Raw genomic sequence first — 17406 nt, forward strand, 5'->3', positions numbered from 1 at the left:
GTACGAGTCGGTTGATTGCGGAACAGGCCGACCACGACGCTCGGTCATTCCGCGCGACCGGGCGGGAAGATCGTTGACGCGCGGCCGGGGAGCGCGAGCGGTCTTCCCGCGTGGTCTGCGTCGCGCCTCCTGAGGCGCACGCGGGGCGGTCCGACCGACGGGGCATGATGGACGACGACGAGTGGACGCAAATCCGCCCGGCTGGCCGGCTGGAGCGGCCGGCACAATGGCGTGTACGTCCCCAAACTGGCGAAGGAGGAACGGTGGCGGAAAAGGTGCGGACCGGGCGATGCGTGGTCGCCGTGGACGGCCCGTCCGGTTCAGGCAAGTCCACCGTTTCCCGACGACTGGCGAGCGCACTCGACGCCCGTTACCTCGACACCGGCGCCATGTACCGGGCGATCACCTGGGCCGTGCTGCACGCCGAGGTGGATCCGAACAACGCCGAGGCGGTAGTCAAGATCGCCGGCGAGGTCGACCTGGGTATCGGCGTGGAGCCGGACGCGCCCTGGGTGAGCGCGGACGGGATCAGGATCGACCAGGAGATCCGGGGCCCGGCGGTGACCGCCGCCGTGTCCGCCGTGTCCGCCGTACCCGCCGTCCGTGAGCTGCTGGTGGCCATGCAGCGTGGCATCATCTCGGCGGCGGAACGGATAGTGGTCGAGGGCCGCGACATCGGCTCGGTGGTCGCACCCGACGCCGACCTGAAGGTCTACCTCACCGCCTCCGCCGACGCCCGAGCACAGCGCCGCAGCGCCGAGTACGCCGCCGACGTCACCGCCACCGCCGCCGACCTGGCCCGCCGGGACCGGCTCGACTCCACCCGGGCGGCCGATCCGTTGCAGCAGGCCAGCGACGCGGTCGTGCTCGACACCACCGCGATGAACATCGACCAGGTCGTCACCAGGCTGCGTGACCTGCTCGACGGCAAGGTGGACGCGTGAGCGCCCCGATCAACCGGCCCAGGGCCGTGTCCAACAGTGTCAACGAGTGGAACGAGGCAGTGGCATGAGCCCGGACGATGGCTGGATCGAGCTGCGAGAGCCCGATCTCAAGGTCGAGGAGACCGGGCCGGTACCGGTGGTGGCGGTCGTGGGTCGCCCCAACGTCGGCAAGTCCACCCTGGTCAACCGGATCATCGGTCGTCGCCAGGCGGTCGTGGAGGACGTACCGGGCGTGACCCGGGACCGGGTGCCGTACGACGCCCAGTGGTCCGGCCGGCAGTTCACCGTGGTCGACACCGGCGGCTGGGAACCGGACGCGCGTGATCGCGCCGCGGCGATCGCCGCGCAGGCGGAGATCGCGGTAGCCACGGCCGACGTGGTGCTGTTCGTGGTCGACGCCGTGGTCGGTGCCACCGACGTCGACGAGGCGGCGGTACGCATGCTCCGCCGCAGCGCGAAGCCGGTGATCCTGATCGCCAACAAGGTGGACAACGCCGCCATCGAGGTCGAGGCGACCTCGCTCTGGTCGCTCGGTCTCGGCGAGCCGTTCCCGATCTCGGCACTGCACGGCCGGGGCGCCGGCGACCTGCTCGACGCCATCCTTGAGGCGCTGCCGGACCCGCCGCCGATCAACGAGAACGCCCCCCGTGGCCCACGTCGGGTCGCCCTGGTGGGTCGGCCGAACGTCGGCAAGTCCAGCCTGCTGAACCGACTTGCCAAGGAAGACCGGGCGGTGGTCGACGCGGTGGCCGGCACCACCGTCGACCCGGTCGACAGCCTGGTCGAGATCGGTGGCGAGACGTGGCAACTGGTCGACACCGCCGGCCTGCGCAAGCGGGTGGGCAAGGCCAGCGGCACCGAGTACTACGCCAGTCTCCGTACCGCCGGGGCGATCGAGGCGGCCGAGGTCGCGGTCGTCCTGCTCGACTCCGCCGAACCGATCAGCGAGCAGGACCAGCGGGTGCTGGCGATGGTCACCGAATCCGGTCGGGCAGTGGTGATCGCCTTCAACAAGTGGGACCTGGTCGACGCGGACCGGCGATACTACCTGGACAAGGAGATCGAACGGGAACTGCGACGCATCCCGTGGGCGATCCGGGTCAACGTCTCGGCGAAGACGGGACGTGCCGTTGACCGGCTCGCGCCGGCGCTACGGACCGCGCTGGCGAGTTGGGAGACCCGGGTGCCGACCGGCCAGCTCAACCAGTGGCTGACCGCGCTGGTACAGGCCACCCCGCACCCGGTGCGTGGCGGGCGGGCACCACGGGTGCTGTTCGCCACCCAGGCCGGCACCAAGCCGCCGCGGTTCGTGCTGTTCACGACCGGCCCGTTGGACGCCGGTTACCAGCGGTTCGTCGAGCGCAAGCTGCGCGAGGAGTTCGGCTTCGAGGGCAGCCCGGTCGAGGTGTCGGTCCGGCCGCGCAAGAAGCTCGGCCCGGGTGGTCGCGGCAAGGCCCACGGCTGATTCCGTACGCCGGGCGCCCGCGCAGGTCCCCTGGCCCCGCTTCGGGTGCTCACCCAAACACAAAACCCGCCTATCTTCCTAGGATGGCATAGGGGGTGTGGGGTGGTTCGGGTAGCAAGGGGGCGTGCGCGGCAACCGATCAGGCTGCGCTACGCTGTAGCGGCTGTCGCACCGAGAATTAAGCGGTAGCAACGGGACGTGGCGCAGTTTGGTAGCGCACTTGACTGGGGGTCAAGGGGTCGTGGGTTCGAATCCCGCCGTCCCGACAGACATAAAGCCCTGACCAGCGGAAACGCTGATCAGGGCTTTATCTTTATCTATAGAGTTTTGAACCTTCCCCCGAAAACCCCCCACTTACTGGAGTCGACAGCCGCGTTTGTCATCCGTGAGGGTCGTTGCGCGCTGGGCACGGGTGGTTGGCGCTGAGGCGCTCCAGGATTTCGGAGAGGTCCGGGGCTTGGACGAGCTTGGCGATGTAGTACATGTCGGTGACTTCTTCGCTGGAGTGTCCAAGCTGGGCGGCAGCGCTCTTGGTGTCTGTCTCCTCCCTGATGAGGGTGGCCACGGTCTTGCGGAAGGTGTGTGGTGTGACCCAGGCGAGGTCAGCGTCGGCTCGGGCCTGGCGCCACTGACGGTGGACGTTGTTGGGTGACAGCCAGGTGCCGCGTCGGGAGGCGAATATCGCGTCATGAGGGTTGTCGGCGGCGCGGCCAGGATGGCTTGCAGTATCCACAGGAATACATTCATATCAGTAGCTCTCTCCGTTGGACGATGAAGAGGTGCTCGGCCTGGTCGCAGACACGGGTGATGGGTGTCGTCTACGAGAGGCCCCGACCCTGAGAGCAGGTTGATCACTGGGCGGACGGTGACGGCGGGGCCCGCCGGCCGGAACCTCAGTAGTAGGAGCTCATGAGCTCGGTGGCCCAGGTCGGTTGAGTGACCGGATGGCGGGGGGCGAACTCGATCAGGTACGGCTTGATATCCAAGATGGGGGTGCCTGACAGCGAGTCCAGGTCGGCGACGTGCAAGTTCAGGCCGTCCACGGCGAGGAGTCGGCAGCGGGAGACACCAATACGGTTGGGACGGTATGGCCCCCGGTGGGCGAAGATCCCTACAGGGGCCGCGCTCGGGTTCCCTCGTGGGGGACGGGGATCGGTGCGTACCTTGGCTGGGTCGATCCGATCGAAGAGGAAGACGACCTCCAGGTGGGAGAAGCCCTCCAGGCCGAGCACCGCCGAGGCGGTGAAGGTCTCACCGTCCAGCCGGATCACGGCTCGAACGTCGTGCCAGTCGTCTTCGACCATCTCACCGCGACCTCCCACCACCCGGCCGACCGGTCGCAGGGCCACGGTGTCGGTTGTCATGGTGATCTCCATGTTCTAGTAGCTCCCGAGGGGCACGCGGGCCATCACCCGGCACGTCGACCACTACGCCGCCCAAGCTCGACTTGCTCGGGCGGCATGAAACCTGCCACGACCTACAGAAACCCGCGACCGGAGATTGCTAGGCGGCGCGGCGCAGCGTGAACCAGAAGGTGGGCACCGAGTTGGTGCCCGGTGTGACGTCGATTAGTTCCCAGCCGGGGAACCTGGCGCGAAGCTCGTCGGCTGTGACGCCCGCCGCCCACGACGTGACCTCGGGGATCGGATTGCCGAGCGGCTCGGGACCGTACCCGAACATCAGCAACCGTGCTCCGGGAGCGGCGCGATGGGTGAGCCCGGCGGCGTAGGCGTCGCGGCGGTGCAGCGGGACCCCGCAGTAGCAGCTCAGGTCGAAGAACAGGTCGAAGGGGCCCGGAACGTCCAGCTCGTCGAGGCGGGTGGCGTCTCCGTGCAGCAGCCGTACCGTCGCTCCCGCCGCCGCAGCCTTTTCCCTGGCCTGGACGACGGCGCGGTCGATCAGGTCGACGGCCGCCACCTCCCAGCCGTGCCGTGCGAGGTAGGTGGCGTTGGTCCCCGTGCCGCAGCCGAGTTCGAGGGCGCGGCCGGGCGACAGCGCGCCGTGCCCCTCTATCAGGTCGACCAGCTCGGGCGGCGTCACGCCGGTGTCCCACGGTGGCTTGCCGGTGCGGTAGTAGCCCTCCAGTGCGCGGTGGACGGACTCCTCCTCCGGGTCTCGCTGTGTTGAGGCCAGGTCCGGTTCCGGCTTCTGGGTGGCGTTGGGGTGGTTCATCGTCTCTCTCCTCCAACAATATAGAGTTTAACTCTAGTGAGGAACCCTAAAGATAGACTCGCAATATGGACAAGGTCAAGCGGCCGGACAAGCGAGCCGAGCGCTCGCGCCGCACTCGTGAAAAGGTCGTCGAGGCAGCTCGCGAGCTGTTCGTCGCGCAGGGTTACGGGGCGACGAGCCTGCAGGAGGTCGCGGACCGCGCGGGCGTGGCCGTCCAGACGGTCTACTTCGTCTTCCGCAACAAGCGCACGCTGTTCAAGGACGTCGTCGACACGTCCATCGCCGGGGACACCGAGCCGGTCGCCACCATGGATCGTGACTGGTTTCGCGCCGCGTGCGCCGAGCCCACCGCGGCCGGGCAATTGCGCGCGCACGTGCACGGCACCCGCGAGATCCTGGGCCGGGTCGCCCCGATCATGCCGCTGATCGCGGCAGCCGCAGCCACCGACCCTGAGATCGCCGCACAATGGCCGGACGGCCCCGACCCGCGTTACACCGTGCAGTACGCAGCGGCCGAGGCCCTGGCCGGCAAGCCCGACACCCGTCCCGGCCTCTCCATCGAGATGGCGGCGGACCTGCTGTTCGGCCTGCTCAGCCCGCAGCTCTACCTGATCTTCGTCCGCGACCGCGACTGGTCACCGGACACGTGGGAAGAGTGGGCCCGCAACGCCTTGACCTCCCAACTCTGCGCCGAACCCGGCTAAGCAGACGGACGTCACGCATCGTGTGGAGCTGTTTGAGTCGCACGGCGTGGAAGGCGAGCAGCGCGGCGAGGGCGGCGGTGGCCGGATTGTCGGAGGTGAGGTTGTCACGTAGTCGCCGCAGGTCCACGGCTGGGGTGATTCGGCGTTCGTGGGGTGCGCTCAGGCGGGCGCAGGGGTTGATGAAGACCAGCTTGCGTCCTTTGAGGAGGGTACGTGTCGCCTCGTCCTCGACCGTGCCGCATCGACTCGTGCTGAGGTGGGCTGACTGGGGCGAGTAACCCCTGACCGGGTGCCGTTTGGTGCTAACCGTCCACAGAGGAGTTGGGTACGGTGCGTGACCGGGTAGGGTCGCCTGCACGACTGGCAACATCGTTTACGGAGGTCTTGGTGGAACGTCGTGGCGAGGATGTTCGCGGAGTCGATCTGCGAACCGACCGGGCGCACGGCGCACGGATCTACGACTACATCCTGGGCGGCAAGGACAACTTCGCCGCTGACCGCGAGGCCGGCGAGGGCTCGCTGCGGATATGGCCCGCGTTGAGGGTGCACATGCAGGCCAACCGGTCTTTCATGCACCGGGTGGCGCGCTTCCTGGCCGCCGATCGCGGGATCCGGCAGTTCCTCGACATCGGCACCGGACTGCCGACATCACCGAATCTCCATGAGATTGTGCAGTCGGTTGACCCGACCGCACAGGTGGTCTACACCGACAACGATCCGCTCGTGCTCGCGCACGCACGTGCGCTGATGGTCGGGACAGCACCGGGAAGCACGGCCTACGTGGCGGCGGACATGCGCGACCCCCAGACGATCATCTCCGCGCCGGAGTTCCTGCGAACCCTCGACCTGAATCAGCCGGTCGGGCTACTGCTGATCGCGATCGTGCACTTCATCGAGGACGACGCGGAGGCACTGCGGGTCGTACGGCAGGTCCTGGACGTGCTGCCGGTGGGCAGCTACCTGGCGATGTCCATCGCGACCGACGAGTTCGACCCGCTCCCGCTGGCCCAGGTGCAGCGGGAGTACAACAGGCTCGGTGAGACCCTCATCTTCCGTGACCGTATGACGGCGCTGGGGTTCTTCGACGGCTTGGAGTTGGTCGAGCCGGGGCTGGTCCAGGTCCACAAGTGGCGCCCGGACGGGTCCGAGGCTCCGGGGATCGCAGACAAGGACATCGCCATGTACGGGGCGGTCGCGCGTAAGGTCTAGACCTGTCTCGTGGAGTCGGGTTATCGCCTCTGCCCTGTTCATCGGCCCGAAGACGGTGGAGGCGAACCCGGCCCGGGTCTATCGCAAGCAACGACCCGGCGGAGAGCCACCAGCCGCTGGAGAATCTGGCCCGCAAGGTCGCGGACCGGATCTGACCCGCAGGCCGTGCGGCCGATCGACCATGGTGACCGATTACCGTGAAGCCGGCGGCGGGCCCGGTGTCGGAGGCGGCTTGGGTGAACCAGGTGACTCGCCCGCCGCGTCGTCAAACGATAGGAACAGGGTGCTCCGATAAGCGCCGCCCGGCCCCTGTCTGCTGTCTCTTTCCTTCGGTTCCGATCCGTAGGGCCAGAATCGTCGGGCGCGGAAATCGTAACTTTCCTGGCCCGGACTTTCCCAGTCCAGACAAACTTTCTGGCCGGCCGTCAGGAATACATATCCGTCCAGCGCCCCGGCACTAAAATGCGCCCAGCAACCACCCGGAGTCTCGTCCGAATCGATGACTCCCCAGCCCTCGTCCTCATGCCATTCCCGTACGGAACCCACCGTTGTCATGTTTCCGAACCTAGTCCCTGTTGTTACGGGGTGCAAGCGGGACGTTGCAGACGTGTGGGCAGGGCGCTCTGAGTGCCCTGCCCACACGTTTCGGAATGAGTTAGTTTTCCAAGATTACCGAGCCGGACCAGATAACCGAGCCCGTTCCACCGGGACCGACGTTGTGTCGGAAGGTGGCGTAGTCCTGGTAGTCGATGTCATTTCCGGCGTACACCGGATTCATGTTCCCGTGGAACGTATAGTCCTTGGGAGCCGAGTGTGGAGCGTTCTGGCCGGCGAAGGCACCGTTGCGCCACCACTCCAGACCGCGCTCGGACACCGGGCTGACGATGATCGCTCGCAGTGCGGCGCTCAGCTTCCAACTCCATGCCAGCCGGCGCCGGGAGCCGCAGCTGTACTGGATGGTGAAGAAGCTGTTGGCGTCCCCTACGCCGATCGAACCCAAGCACCACATGCTCTCGCCCGCGGCTGCGGTTGTCACGGGCGGCGTTGCGGCGAGCGAGGCTTTCAAGGTGGCAGCCTGCTGGCTGGACACGGGCTTGTCGAAATCGAGTCGGACGGTGCTGACCATCGTGCCCTGGGTGCTTTCCACGACAATGCTCCGGACGGCTGAACTGCCGTCTGCGGCGCTTGCCGGAGACGCGACGCCGACCAGCATCAGGAGTGCGGAGACGGCGGCGGCGCACAAACGTGCGGCGCTCATCGGCATGAACCGCTGGCGTTTTGTTTTCGATTCCATGATTCCCCGTTCAATGGTGGAGAGCTTGCGACGGCGGCTGCGCAACTGCCGCCCAGAGGCTATGATTGACCGTCGTGACTGTCAAGATTTTGGATCGACATTATGGTGGCCACGTCGAAATCTGGTTGTAGTGCCGGTGAGTGTCGACGGCGCGGAGTTGGTGATCTTGGGGTTATGAAGACCGCCGAGTCGATGTCGAGCTCCCGAGGTAACCGCATCCGGCCAGGGGTTTTCGTGTCCCACGCCGACGTATTCCTGGCGGAACGCTGATCCCTGAACTCGTGCAATGCCTCGTGGGGGGAGCGGATGGCCGTTGCGTCGGGCGGTCAACGAAAGGTTCCGCATCCGAAGAGACGTTGCACAATTCTGCAATCGGTCATGGCGGATTGGCTCTACCGCTTCGGGGACCGGACCTGCGGGACGTCGATGTCGAACGCGGGGTTCGCGTCCCTTCCCGTTCGCCTCGCCGGAACGGGAAGGGACGGCCCCGCGACTCAACCGCAGACGATCCGTACGATCACCGAACGGTTCCGGGCCGCCGGTCCGGGCAGGAGCGTGTTGTTGTTCCTCCAGCAACGCCTGGACCGTCCGAGCGCGGTCCAGGGACAGCGACAGACGGCCTTCCTCGATGCCCGCCGACGCGGAGCCGCTGAACACCGCCTCGGCGAGTTGGTCGGTTGGCCGCAGTTCGCGGTGGGCGAACAGGAAGAGCTGCTCGACGGCCTGCTCGCGTCGGCGGACCCAGCCGTTCGTGTATCTGCATGCCGCAGAGGGCGAGCGGACCCAGGATCAGCAGCGCGCTCGGCAATCGGCGGAGCAGCCGTCGCCGCCACGGCGGGCGGGGTGGTGGGGGGACCTCGTCGAGCACCGCCCGACCGGGTAGCGCCGGGCCGTCGGCGATGGCACGGGTGACCGTGTAACGCACGACCGCTGCCCTTCGGAAGTCGGACAGAGTCGCGACAGATGTCCGTCGGTCGGTATCGCAAAGGGTCGCGTCGGAACGGGGTAGGGGCACGGCTCGACCGGCTGTCCACACCGGACGTCGCGGTCGGCCCGACCGGCGGCGTCGGTCAGCTACCCGGCGGGTCGTCGGAGGTCGACCGGCTCAGCGCCCGGAGCACCAGGGGCGCTACGACGAGGATCCGGCGCCGGCCGGTCCGGACGATGTCCCGGTCCCGCAGTGCCCGCATGGCTCGGGCGACGGCCTCCCGGGAGGCCGCCGCGGCCGTGGCGAGTTCCCGCTGGGACAGCGGAAGGTCGATCACGATGCCCTCGGGGGTAAGCCGACCGTGCTCGTCGGCGAGGTTGGCCAGCAGTCCGGCGAGTCGGGCGAAACTGTTGGCGGAGACGTACTCCAGTCGTTTGACGTCGGACTGGCGCAGCCCCCGGACGAGATGCCGCAGCAGGCCGAGGGCGAGTCTGGGCTGGTTGACCACCAGGTCGACGAACTGGTTGCCGTCGATGACGTACGCCTGTAGTGCGGTCAGTGTGGTCACGGTGCCCGACCGGACGCCTCCGTCGATCGCGGCCAGGTCGCCGATGATGTCCCCCGGCCCGCGCAGGGCGAGCAGTGCCTCCTGACCCTCCCGGGAAACCGACGTGACCTTTATCCAGCCGCTGAGCAGGATCATCACGTACCGGGACGGGTCCCCCTGGTGGAACAGGTCGGTACGGGCGGCGTGGCGCCTGGTCGTCGCGATGGTGGCGAGCCGATCCCGGTCGGCCGGCGGTAGGTGGGCGAGGAACGTACCCGGTAGGGGCGGCGGATGGTCGGTGACGTCCCGGCTATCCGGGTGGCCGGAGTTCGTCCTGCCGGTCGAGGGTGCCTTTCGATGCCGCAAGCAGGTCTCCACGTTGGTTGTCGTCGTCGTTTCCGGCACGGTTTCCGGATGTGCCGACTTCCGGGAAGTGTGGCTCAGCGTAGATGGGGTGTGTAGGTGACCTTTGTGAACGGCCGCTGGACCAGAGCGCCATCGCCCTCGACCAGACCCGGCAACCACCCTCGTGGGCACACCTGGCCGGCACGGACGACCTGGGCCGGGGTGTGGCGTTGCGTGCCCTCTACGGGCTGCGGGTCTCGTTGCTCGTCGGCGTGGTGGCCGCGCTGGTCGCCACCGTCATCGGCGGCCTGGTCGGCGGCATCGTCGCCATGATGCGTGCCAGCCTCGGCGCGGTGATCGCCTCGGTCGGGCTCACCCACTGGCTCTCCACCGCCCGGATCGTCCGGTCGGAACTGTTGAGCCTGCGCACCCGGCCGTTTATCGACGCGGCGATCTCCGGCGGCGCCAGCCGGACCCGGGTGCTGACCCGGCACCTGCTGCCACACGTGCTACCCCGGCTGGCCCTGGCGACCACGCTGATGATCCCGCACGCCGTGTGGCACGAGACCGCCCTGTCGTTCCTCGGCCTCGGGCTGCCACCGCACCTCGTCTCCCTCGGCAACATGATCAACGACGGCCAGGGGTCGCTGCTCACCGGCGCGTGGTGGGCCAGCCTCGCCCCCGTCGCCGTCATCGTCGCCGTCACCCTTGCCATCGCGACGCTCGCCGTCCGCTGGCGGGACCGCCTCGATCCCCGCGTACGAGCGGAGCTGCACCTGTGACCGCCACCCGAACCACCACCAACCCCGCGACCCCAGCCGCGAGCACGGAAGGGCCGCTGCTCACGGTCGACGCCAAGCCGTACTCGAACGGGTCAACCTGCATGTCGAACGCGGTGACGCCGCCGTCATCGGCGACTACCAACGGATCCACACCGCCGGGGTCCTCGTCATCACGCACGACCCCGCCCTGCTGGAACGCTGGACCGACCGGGTTGTCGAGCTACCCGCGGCCCCGCGGTGATCAACGACTTCACCCCATGACAGCTCGTCCTTATTGCAAGATAATGGCAACAGCTACTACTTGGCAGTTTTGTGAGAGGACGTACCCATGGCCGTGTACACCCTGCCCGACATGCCCTACGACTACGGCGCGCTCGAACCGGCGATGTCCGGGGAGATCCTGGAGCTGCACCACAGCAAGCACCACGCCGCGTACGTCAAGGGCGCCAACGACGGACTCGACCGGCTCGCCGAGGCGCGCGAGAAGGGCGACTACGCGACCCTGGTCGGGCTGGAGAAGACGTACGCGTTCAACCTGTCCGGTCACGTCCTGCACTCGATCTTCTGGAACAACCTGTCCCCGGACGGTGGTGACCGCCCCGGCGGTGAGCTGGCGGCAGCGATCGACGAGCACTTCGGCTCGTTCGACGGCTTCGCCGGACAGCTCTCCGCCGCGACCAAGGGCGTGCAGGGTTCCGGCTGGGGTGTCCTCGCCTGGGAACCGCTGAGCCAGCGGTTGATCGTGGAGCAGGTCTACGACCACCACGGCAACGTCGGCCAGGGCTCGATCCCGGTGCTGGTCTTCGACGCCTGGGAGCACGCCTACTACCTTCAGTACCGCAATGTCCGCCCGGACTACGTCGACCGGCTGTGGAGCCTGGTCAACTGGACCGACGTGACCGGTCGGTTCGACGCCGCCCGCGCCACCCGGCCCAAGATCTGACCAGGGTGGAACACCCCACGCCGGCCGCCTCCGAGGCGGTACAGCGGGCCGCCGGCGCCATCGCGGCCCGGCACCGCGGGGACCTCGACGGCGCCGAGGCGCTGCTCGCCGCGTTCCCGAGCGAGCAGGCCAAGACCCTCGGGTTCTACCTGCTCGCGGAACTGGCCCTCGGCCTGGTCCGAGCGCAGAGCGGGCAGAGCATGGACGAACTGATCCAGGAACTGTCCCTGCACCTGGCGACCTCGTCAGGCCAGCCACCACCGGGCGACTGACCACGTGACACGTCCCCGCCGGGCCCGGCCCGGCGGGGACGTGTGGACCGAGCGGCAAGCGTCTTCGTCACCCGGCGCGACTGAGTCCGGGTCCGGCGGGAGGCGGTTCGGGGCGGGTGATGCCGCCGGCATCACCCGCCCCGAGCATCTGCCCCGGGACCCGCGACCGTGCGCGGCTCGGGCACCCGTGGACCTCGATCTCAGCCCGGTTTCTCTCCGCTGCCCGAAGCGGGCCGTGAATCGGGAGTTAGCGGACCTGGACGAAGACCGGGTTCGAGTAGAACCAGAGGTCGTCCCAGGGGCTCTCCAGGCCGTCGGCGAGGGGTTCGGCCTCGTCGGTGTTGGTGCCGCGTACCCGGGCGTACATGTCGGTCTCGACGTTGCGCAGGGTGTGCCGGATGACGTAGTCGCGGCCCTGCTTGCGCCAGTCGCGGGGACCGAACCGGGCGACGACCTTGGTTGTCGGGTTGGTGTCGGCGTCGAGGTTGCTGTTCGGGCCGGTGATCTGGCCGGTGATCAGGTCGACGCGGCGGACCTGCGGGCGGTCGCCGTTGGCGTTCTTGCCCTCCAGCGGCCGGAACTTGATCTCGATCTCGACGTCGGTCCGGTTGCGGCGGTTGAGCGTGATGGTCTCACTCACCGAGGCGTTGCGGCCCTGGCCGGACGCGGTCAGGTCGAGGCCGGTGACCAGGTCGCCGGTGGTGACGAAGATCCGGCCGTTGCGCAGCCCGTCCATGATGTCGGCGTAGCCCTGGCGGGCGTGCACGTAGGTCTTGCTGTACTCGCCGGGCCAGAAGTCGGAGCCGCCGCGGGTCCAGTGCACGTGCGAGTCGGAGGTGGCGGTGATCCACCAGCGCCGGCCCTCACCGAGCAGCGAGTCCCACAGCCCGCCGACCCGGGCGGTCATCTGGTCGAAGCCACCGTGGGTCGGGTAGTTGCCGTAGCCACCCCGGGCGCCACCGTTGAGCGGACCGGCCTGGTGGCCGGGGGCGCCCTCGAACCCGACGTAGATCTCCGGTGCGGCGTTGTTGCCGTTGCGGAACTCCCGAGGAGTGTCCTGCCCGTAGACGCCGAGGCCGGGCGCGGACCGGGCCGCGTGGTGGGCGATGACCAGCGGGCGCTGCTCCAGGCCGCGGGCGTACTTGAGGAACTCGACCATCTTGGCCTCGGTGTCCCGGGTCGGGTCCGCCGGGAAGGGGTCGTTCTTGGCGAACCGGCTCTCCAACTCGAAGAGCAGCTTCGCCTCGTCGTCATGCCGCGGGATCATCAGCGTGTGGTGGTCCAGGGCCGGCGCGTCGAACTCCATGCCCCAGAACTGGAGCACCTCGGGCACCAGTTTGCGGGAGAGCAGCAGGTCGGGGTACGCCTGCTCCAGGTTCACCTTCGAGTGCGTCGGCCCACCGTGGTCGGTGCACATCGCCCAGGTCAGGCCGAAGTTCTTCGCCATGATCGCGTTGGTGACGATCGGGTACACCGCGTCCGCGCCCTTGGAGAACTTCGGCGGGTTGACCGAGGTGTCGAAGTTGCCGCTGTACTCCGAGTGGATGTGGTGGTCGCCCGCCCGCCACGCCCGGCTACCGGAGTCTCCACCGCCCTGCTTGTCGCCCTTGCGGTCATCGTCGTCGTTGGCGAACGCCGCGCCGCTTCCGATCAGCGGGCTCGCGGCGGCGAGGGTCGCGCCGACACCGGCGTACTTGACCAATCGACGGCGCGACATCTGCGAACGTTCGGTGTCTTCGATATCCTTGTCGTTCAAGGTGGAACCTTTCCTCGATACAGCGATGGCCGTGCCAACCGGTGAGCATCAAAGGCCGCGTTGAAGATCCGGTGAACACAGGCCGGAAAGCCCGCGAACAGCTCACCCCGCCCGGTTGAAGATCGACTTTTGGGGTCACCGAGAGCGTGGTTCACCGCCCCTGGCCGCACGCCCGTCGTGGGCCCGTCGGTTCGCCTGCTCGCCGTAGCTCCCCGGAGGCAACAGCCGCCATCCCTGATCGGCGGGGGAGACGATGGTCGTTGACGAAGACGGCGGTGAATGGCGAGGATGGCTTTTAATTCGTCACCGCGAATGAGAGGACTTTCCCATGCTCCGACGTGGCCTCGTGGCCGCCCTCCTCGCCGCCGGTCTGCTCGCCGCCACCGCGGCCCCCGTGCAGGCGATTCCGCCCGGTGAGAGCCTCATCGTGCTCGCCTACTTCTCCGACCCGGAGAAAACCCAGATAATCGGACAGCAGTGGTATGGCTGTGGGCAGCCCCCGGGCAGTTGGGGAGTCCTGGGCGGTTACCGCACCCTCTACTTCACCCCCTGCTGATCGGGCGCGGTCGGGCACCGGACCGGGCCACACCACCGATCTGATCCGGGCGTTGTCGACCGGTGGGCACGTCCGGGATCTCCGGGAGTGCCCACCGGCCGACGAGGTCGACGGGGACGCCGGGTCAGGCCACCGACGCGGGTTGCGGTTCCGTCCGACGCGACCGCTGTAGGGCGACCAGCCCGCGGTCGAGCGACCACGGTCCGGGGCCGAGCACCGCGATCAGCAGGAATGACCAGCAGAACAGGGCGGACAACTCACCGCCGTTGTTCAGCGGCAGCAGGTCGGCCGGCTGGTGAACCACAAAATATGCGTACGCCATCGAGCCGGAGCAGAGCAGGGCGGCCGGGCGGGTACCGAGTCCGACCAGCACCAGCAGTCCTCCGACCAGTTGGATCAGCGCGGCCCACCATCCCGGCCAGGCGCCGAACGGGATGGCGTCGCCGGTGCCACGGCTGCCGCCGAAGACGCCGAACAGCGACGACGCGCCGTGCAGCGTGAAGAGCAGGCCCACCACTATCCGGTAGAGGGACGTGACCAGGTCGGGTAGACGGACGGAGTTCACGATGATTCTCCTCGGGTCAGCGGACATCAATGGTGCTGTTCCCGCGGCCGCCCCAGCTCGGCAACGGAGTCGACTTCCCGTCGACCCGCTCTCGTGCTGGGTCGCCGCCGGTGGTGCCGTACGGCACCGCGCTGGTACGGCGTCACAGGTGCTACGAGCGAACGCGCCTCATCCGGTTCCTGCCGCAGGGTCAGGCGACCCGGAAGCTCCGCAGGGCGGTGCTGTGGCTGTGCAGATCACCGGCCGGGACGGTGATCGCGCTGCCGGTGCAGTTCGTACCCGGGAAGAGCAGCAGGGTCCGATCGGTCAGGTTGACGTGGCTGTGGATGGCGATCGGACTGTTGACGCAGCCGACACCGAACGGCGACGAGAACTCCACCTCGTTGCCGGTGAACCAGATCGAGTCGGAGAAACAGACCGTCTCCTTGCCGTAGCTACAGCTGCCGGCGGAGGCGGGAGCCGTCTGGGGTGCGGTGGAGGCGAACACCGGACTGGCGAGCGCGACCGAGGCGAACGTTGCCGAGGCGAACGTTGCCGCGATCCGGCTGACGCGCGATGGTTTGCGAAGGCGCATGGATCCTCCCGTGCTCTTTGAACCGCGCATGATTCATCTCCAACCGGGCAACGCGACGGCGTTGCCAAGAAGATGCGATTCCAAGTTTTGTACAGGTCGTTTTTCAGACCGATCTCAAAGTCATCGATGTCTGGTCGCGTCCGCCGGCGGTTCGTCGGCCGTACGGCGCGGCTCCGCCGAGGGACGCCGTACGGACCTGCCGGTCCGCTACGCGTCGGCGCGGAGCTGCCGTACCCGAAGACGCCTGATGCCCCGAAGCTGTGCCGGTCGGGACACGGGCAACCGCGTCGTGGGCAGTCGTACCGTGAAGATCGCGCCACGGCCCGGATAGCCCTCGGCCTCGATCGTGCCGTTGTGGCTGGTCACGACCTCGCGCAGCAGGGCGAGCCCCAGGCCGTAGCGGCGGTCCCCGGAGCCCGCGCCCCGGTGGAACCGGTCGAAGATGCGCCGGGCGTCCGCCTGGTCGAAGCCCTCGCCGGTATCCGCGACCACCAGTTCGGCGTGCTCGTCGCCGGAGCGCAGGGTCACGCTGATCCGGCCGCCGGCCGGAGTGTGGGTCAGCGCGTTCGCGAGCAGTTCACCGACGACCCGGCGCAGCGCCGACTCGACCCCCGGCACCGGCAGCGGGCCGTCGGGCGTCTTCAGCGTGACGGTGACCTGGCGTTCGGCGGCGCGTTCGGTCTCGGCGGCGACCGCCGACCCGATCAGCGAGGTGAGATCGACCGGCGGTTTCGGCGGCTGGCTGGCGGGCGCCGCGGCGAGCTGGGCCGAGAGCAGCAGGTCGTCCACGATTTCGCCGAGTCGCCGGGTGGTGCCGACCAGTCTTTCCAGGTCACGCAGGTCGGCCGCGGATCCGCCGGTGCGGGCACGTCGGGCCAGCAGCTGGGCCCGGGTGTGCACCTGGGCGATCGGGGTCTGCAACTCGTGGCTGGCGTCCGCGACGAAGCGGCGCTGACGGGTGAGCGCCTCCGCGAGCGGTGCCACGGCCCGGCGGCCGACGAGTACGCCGGTCAGCACGGCGGCGAGCAGTCCGACGGTGGCCGCGAGGCTGAACGCGAGCAGCAGGTGCCGCCGGTCGGACAACTGGAAGCGCGCGTCGAACACCGCCTGCACCACCGTGTCGCCGCGGGCCTCGGTGCGGACGTGGTAGACCGTTCCGTTGCGGGCGACGGTGGTGATCTCGGTGGTGCGGGTGGTCGCCACGGCGGCCAGCGCATCGCCCAACGGGAACCCCGGTGGCGGCGGGTTGGTGCCGGTGTACACCGTGCTGCCGTCGTACTGGAAGATCCAACTGCACGCGGGTGGACCGGCGATCGTGCCGTACGTCGTGCCCCACTCCAGCTCACGCTGTATCTGGGCCTCCTGGCTGCGGATCAGGGCCAGGTACGAGATGCCTCCGCCCAGCAGCAGCAGCCCGCCGATGGCCAGGCCGACGAGCAGGCCGATCCGTAGCCGGGCCCGCCGGACGATCATCCGCTCGGCCGACTCCATCAGAGCCCGCCGAGCCGGTAGCCGAGCCCGTGTACGGTGCGGATCACCGCGCGGCCGAGCTTGCGCCGGAGGTAGTAGACGTAGGTGTCCACGATCGATGCCGCAGCGGCCTCGTCGAAGACCCGGCGGCGCAGTTCGGCCCGGGAGTGCACGCTGTTCGGCCGGGCCGCCAGCACCCGCAGCAACTCGAACTCGCGGGCGGACAGTGCCACCCGGCTGCCGTCGGCCAGTACGACCTCGCGCGGCGCCAGGTCGAGCAGGCCGCCACCGATCCGCAGTACCTCCGTGGAGTCGGACGTACGCCGGCACAGCGCCCGTAGCCGGGCGCTCAGCTCGTCCAGGTCGAACGGCTTGACCAGGTAGTCGTCGGCGCCCGCGTCGAGCCCGGCGATCCGGTCGTCGACCGTGCCGAGCGCGGTGAGCATCAGCGCCTTCGCCGGTACGGCCCGCGAGCGTAGTCGGGTGACCAGGTCGAGCCCGTCGAGTACGGGCAGCAGCCGGTCGATGACCATCACGTCGTACGGCCGCGTCAGTCCAAGATGCAGCCCACGCTGACCGTCCGGTGCGCGGTCGACGACATAGCCCTCATCGATCAACATCTCGGTGAGCAATTCCGTCAGGTCCGCGTCATCCTCGACCAGCAGCAGCCGGTTTGATCTTCCGCCGCGCATTCATCAACGATCGCATAGGTCAAGCCCGATGAAAGCAGTGACGGTTGTCTCCTCAATCCTTCGAACCGGCACGGGCCGGCGTGCGTGGAGAAATGGGCGATCGGACGTCCCGCGCTCGATCAAGATGAGCGGTGGCATTGTGATCGGCGTGCAGGCCGGCGCGACCGGTGTCGGCGCCCCGGATCCTG

Annotated in this window: 18 protein-coding genes and 1 tRNA gene; 9 read left to right on the forward strand and 10 right to left on the reverse strand. The window is 68.4% G+C overall.

Annotated features, from left to right (window positions below):
- The first annotated feature begins 263 nt into the window (after nucleotides 1-263).
- The 3 genes from cmk to OG792_RS11950 all read left to right on the forward strand — a co-directional run bounded on the left by cmk (nucleotide 264) and on the right by OG792_RS11950 (nucleotide 2675).
- Nucleotides 264-944, forward strand: coding sequence for a (d)CMP kinase (cmk, locus tag OG792_RS11940; RefSeq protein WP_329109461.1), 681 nt, complete (start codon nucleotides 264-266; stop codon nucleotides 942-944).
- Nucleotides 945-1008: 64 nt separating this feature from the next.
- The gene (gene der, locus OG792_RS11945; protein WP_329109462.1) at nucleotides 1009-2409 is read left to right on the forward strand and encodes a ribosome biogenesis GTPase Der; all 1401 of its coding nucleotides are present in this window, start codon (nucleotides 1009-1011) and stop codon (nucleotides 2407-2409) included.
- Nucleotides 2410-2601: 192 nt separating this feature from the next.
- A tRNA-Pro gene (locus OG792_RS11950) sits at nucleotides 2602-2675 on the forward strand.
- Nucleotides 2676-2788: 113 nt separating this feature from the next.
- Here OG792_RS11950 and OG792_RS11955 read toward each other — a convergent pair.
- The 3 genes from OG792_RS11955 to OG792_RS11965 all read right to left on the reverse strand — a co-directional run bounded on the left by OG792_RS11955 (nucleotide 2789) and on the right by OG792_RS11965 (nucleotide 4581).
- Nucleotides 2789-3142 carry a tyrosine-type recombinase/integrase gene (locus OG792_RS11955; RefSeq protein ID WP_329109463.1) on the reverse strand — a complete coding sequence of 118 codons (354 nt, stop codon included), beginning with the start codon at nucleotides 3140-3142 and terminating at the stop codon, nucleotides 2789-2791.
- Nucleotides 3143-3302: 160 nt separating this feature from the next.
- Entirely contained in the window at nucleotides 3303-3713 is a 411-nt protein-coding gene (locus OG792_RS11960; RefSeq protein ID WP_329109465.1) for an SAM-dependent methyltransferase, read from the reverse strand.
- Between the two features lie 199 nt (nucleotides 3714-3912).
- Complete coding sequence (locus OG792_RS11965) at nucleotides 3913-4581, reverse strand: class I SAM-dependent methyltransferase (protein WP_329109466.1); 669 nt, start codon at nucleotides 4579-4581, stop codon at nucleotides 3913-3915.
- A gap of 65 nt (nucleotides 4582-4646) precedes the next feature.
- On the opposite strand from OG792_RS11965, the gene OG792_RS11970 reads away from it, so the two are divergent.
- The gene (locus OG792_RS11970; protein WP_329109467.1) at nucleotides 4647-5285 is read left to right on the forward strand and encodes a TetR/AcrR family transcriptional regulator; all 639 of its coding nucleotides are present in this window, start codon (nucleotides 4647-4649) and stop codon (nucleotides 5283-5285) included.
- A gap of 387 nt (nucleotides 5286-5672) precedes the next feature.
- A complete protein-coding gene (locus OG792_RS11975) occupies nucleotides 5673-6494 on the forward strand; it encodes an SAM-dependent methyltransferase (RefSeq protein WP_329109469.1) in 822 nt (273 codons plus the stop codon).
- Nucleotides 6495-7149: 655 nt separating this feature from the next.
- On the opposite strand, the gene OG792_RS11980 is transcribed toward OG792_RS11975, so the two are convergent.
- Both OG792_RS11980 and OG792_RS11985 read right to left on the reverse strand, forming a co-directional pair.
- Nucleotides 7150-7788 carry a hypothetical protein gene (locus tag OG792_RS11980; RefSeq protein ID WP_329109470.1) on the reverse strand — a complete coding sequence of 213 codons (639 nt, stop codon included), beginning with the start codon at nucleotides 7786-7788 and terminating at the stop codon, nucleotides 7150-7152.
- Between the two features lie 1070 nt (nucleotides 7789-8858).
- The gene (locus tag OG792_RS11985; protein WP_329109472.1) at nucleotides 8859-9629 is read right to left on the reverse strand and encodes a Crp/Fnr family transcriptional regulator; all 771 of its coding nucleotides are present in this window, start codon (nucleotides 9627-9629) and stop codon (nucleotides 8859-8861) included.
- Between the two features lie 83 nt (nucleotides 9630-9712).
- On the opposite strand from OG792_RS11985, the gene OG792_RS11990 reads away from it, so the two are divergent.
- The 3 genes from OG792_RS11990 to OG792_RS12000 all read left to right on the forward strand — a co-directional run bounded on the left by OG792_RS11990 (nucleotide 9713) and on the right by OG792_RS12000 (nucleotide 11605).
- Nucleotides 9713-10390 carry an ABC transporter permease gene (locus OG792_RS11990; RefSeq protein WP_329109473.1) on the forward strand — a complete coding sequence of 226 codons (678 nt, stop codon included), beginning with the start codon at nucleotides 9713-9715 and terminating at the stop codon, nucleotides 10388-10390.
- 328 nt (nucleotides 10391-10718) lie between these two features.
- A complete protein-coding gene (locus OG792_RS11995; protein WP_329109474.1) occupies nucleotides 10719-11333 on the forward strand; it encodes a superoxide dismutase in 615 nt (204 codons plus the stop codon).
- Nucleotides 11334-11338: 5 nt separating this feature from the next.
- Complete coding sequence (locus tag OG792_RS12000) at nucleotides 11339-11605, forward strand: superoxide dismutase (protein ID WP_329109475.1); 267 nt, start codon at nucleotides 11339-11341, stop codon at nucleotides 11603-11605.
- 247 nt (nucleotides 11606-11852) lie between these two features.
- On the opposite strand, the gene OG792_RS12005 is transcribed toward OG792_RS12000, so the two are convergent.
- On the reverse strand, nucleotides 11853-13322 hold the full coding sequence (locus OG792_RS12005) for a phosphoesterase (protein ID WP_329109476.1): 1470 nt from the start codon (nucleotides 13320-13322) through the stop codon (nucleotides 11853-11855).
- Nucleotides 13323-13689: 367 nt separating this feature from the next.
- Between OG792_RS12005 and OG792_RS12010 the strand changes: the two genes are divergently transcribed.
- Nucleotides 13690-13917 (forward strand): hypothetical protein, encoded by a 228-nt coding sequence (locus OG792_RS12010; protein WP_329109477.1) that lies wholly within the window; start codon nucleotides 13690-13692, stop codon nucleotides 13915-13917.
- Between the two features lie 124 nt (nucleotides 13918-14041).
- On the opposite strand, the gene OG792_RS12015 is transcribed toward OG792_RS12010, so the two are convergent.
- The 4 genes from OG792_RS12015 to OG792_RS12030 all read right to left on the reverse strand — a co-directional run bounded on the left by OG792_RS12015 (nucleotide 14042) and on the right by OG792_RS12030 (nucleotide 17218).
- The gene (locus OG792_RS12015; RefSeq protein ID WP_442932403.1) at nucleotides 14042-14509 is read right to left on the reverse strand and encodes a DoxX family protein; all 468 of its coding nucleotides are present in this window, start codon (nucleotides 14507-14509) and stop codon (nucleotides 14042-14044) included.
- A 163-nt stretch (nucleotides 14510-14672) separates the two neighbouring features.
- Complete coding sequence (locus OG792_RS12020) at nucleotides 14673-15056, reverse strand: hypothetical protein (protein WP_329109480.1); 384 nt, start codon at nucleotides 15054-15056, stop codon at nucleotides 14673-14675.
- 207 nt (nucleotides 15057-15263) lie between these two features.
- Nucleotides 15264-16547 carry a sensor histidine kinase gene (locus OG792_RS12025; RefSeq protein WP_329109482.1) on the reverse strand — a complete coding sequence of 428 codons (1284 nt, stop codon included), beginning with the start codon at nucleotides 16545-16547 and terminating at the stop codon, nucleotides 15264-15266.
- Nucleotides 16547-17218 carry a response regulator transcription factor gene (locus OG792_RS12030; RefSeq protein ID WP_329109484.1) on the reverse strand — a complete coding sequence of 224 codons (672 nt, stop codon included), beginning with the start codon at nucleotides 17216-17218 and terminating at the stop codon, nucleotides 16547-16549. Before OG792_RS12030 ends, OG792_RS12025 begins: the two co-directional genes overlap by 1 nt.
- Nucleotides 17219-17406: the final 188 nt, after the last annotated feature.

Origin of the sequence: Micromonospora sp. NBC_01699 (assembly GCF_036250065.1) — a bacterium.
Lineage (GTDB): Bacteria > Actinomycetota > Actinomycetes > Mycobacteriales > Micromonosporaceae > Micromonospora_G.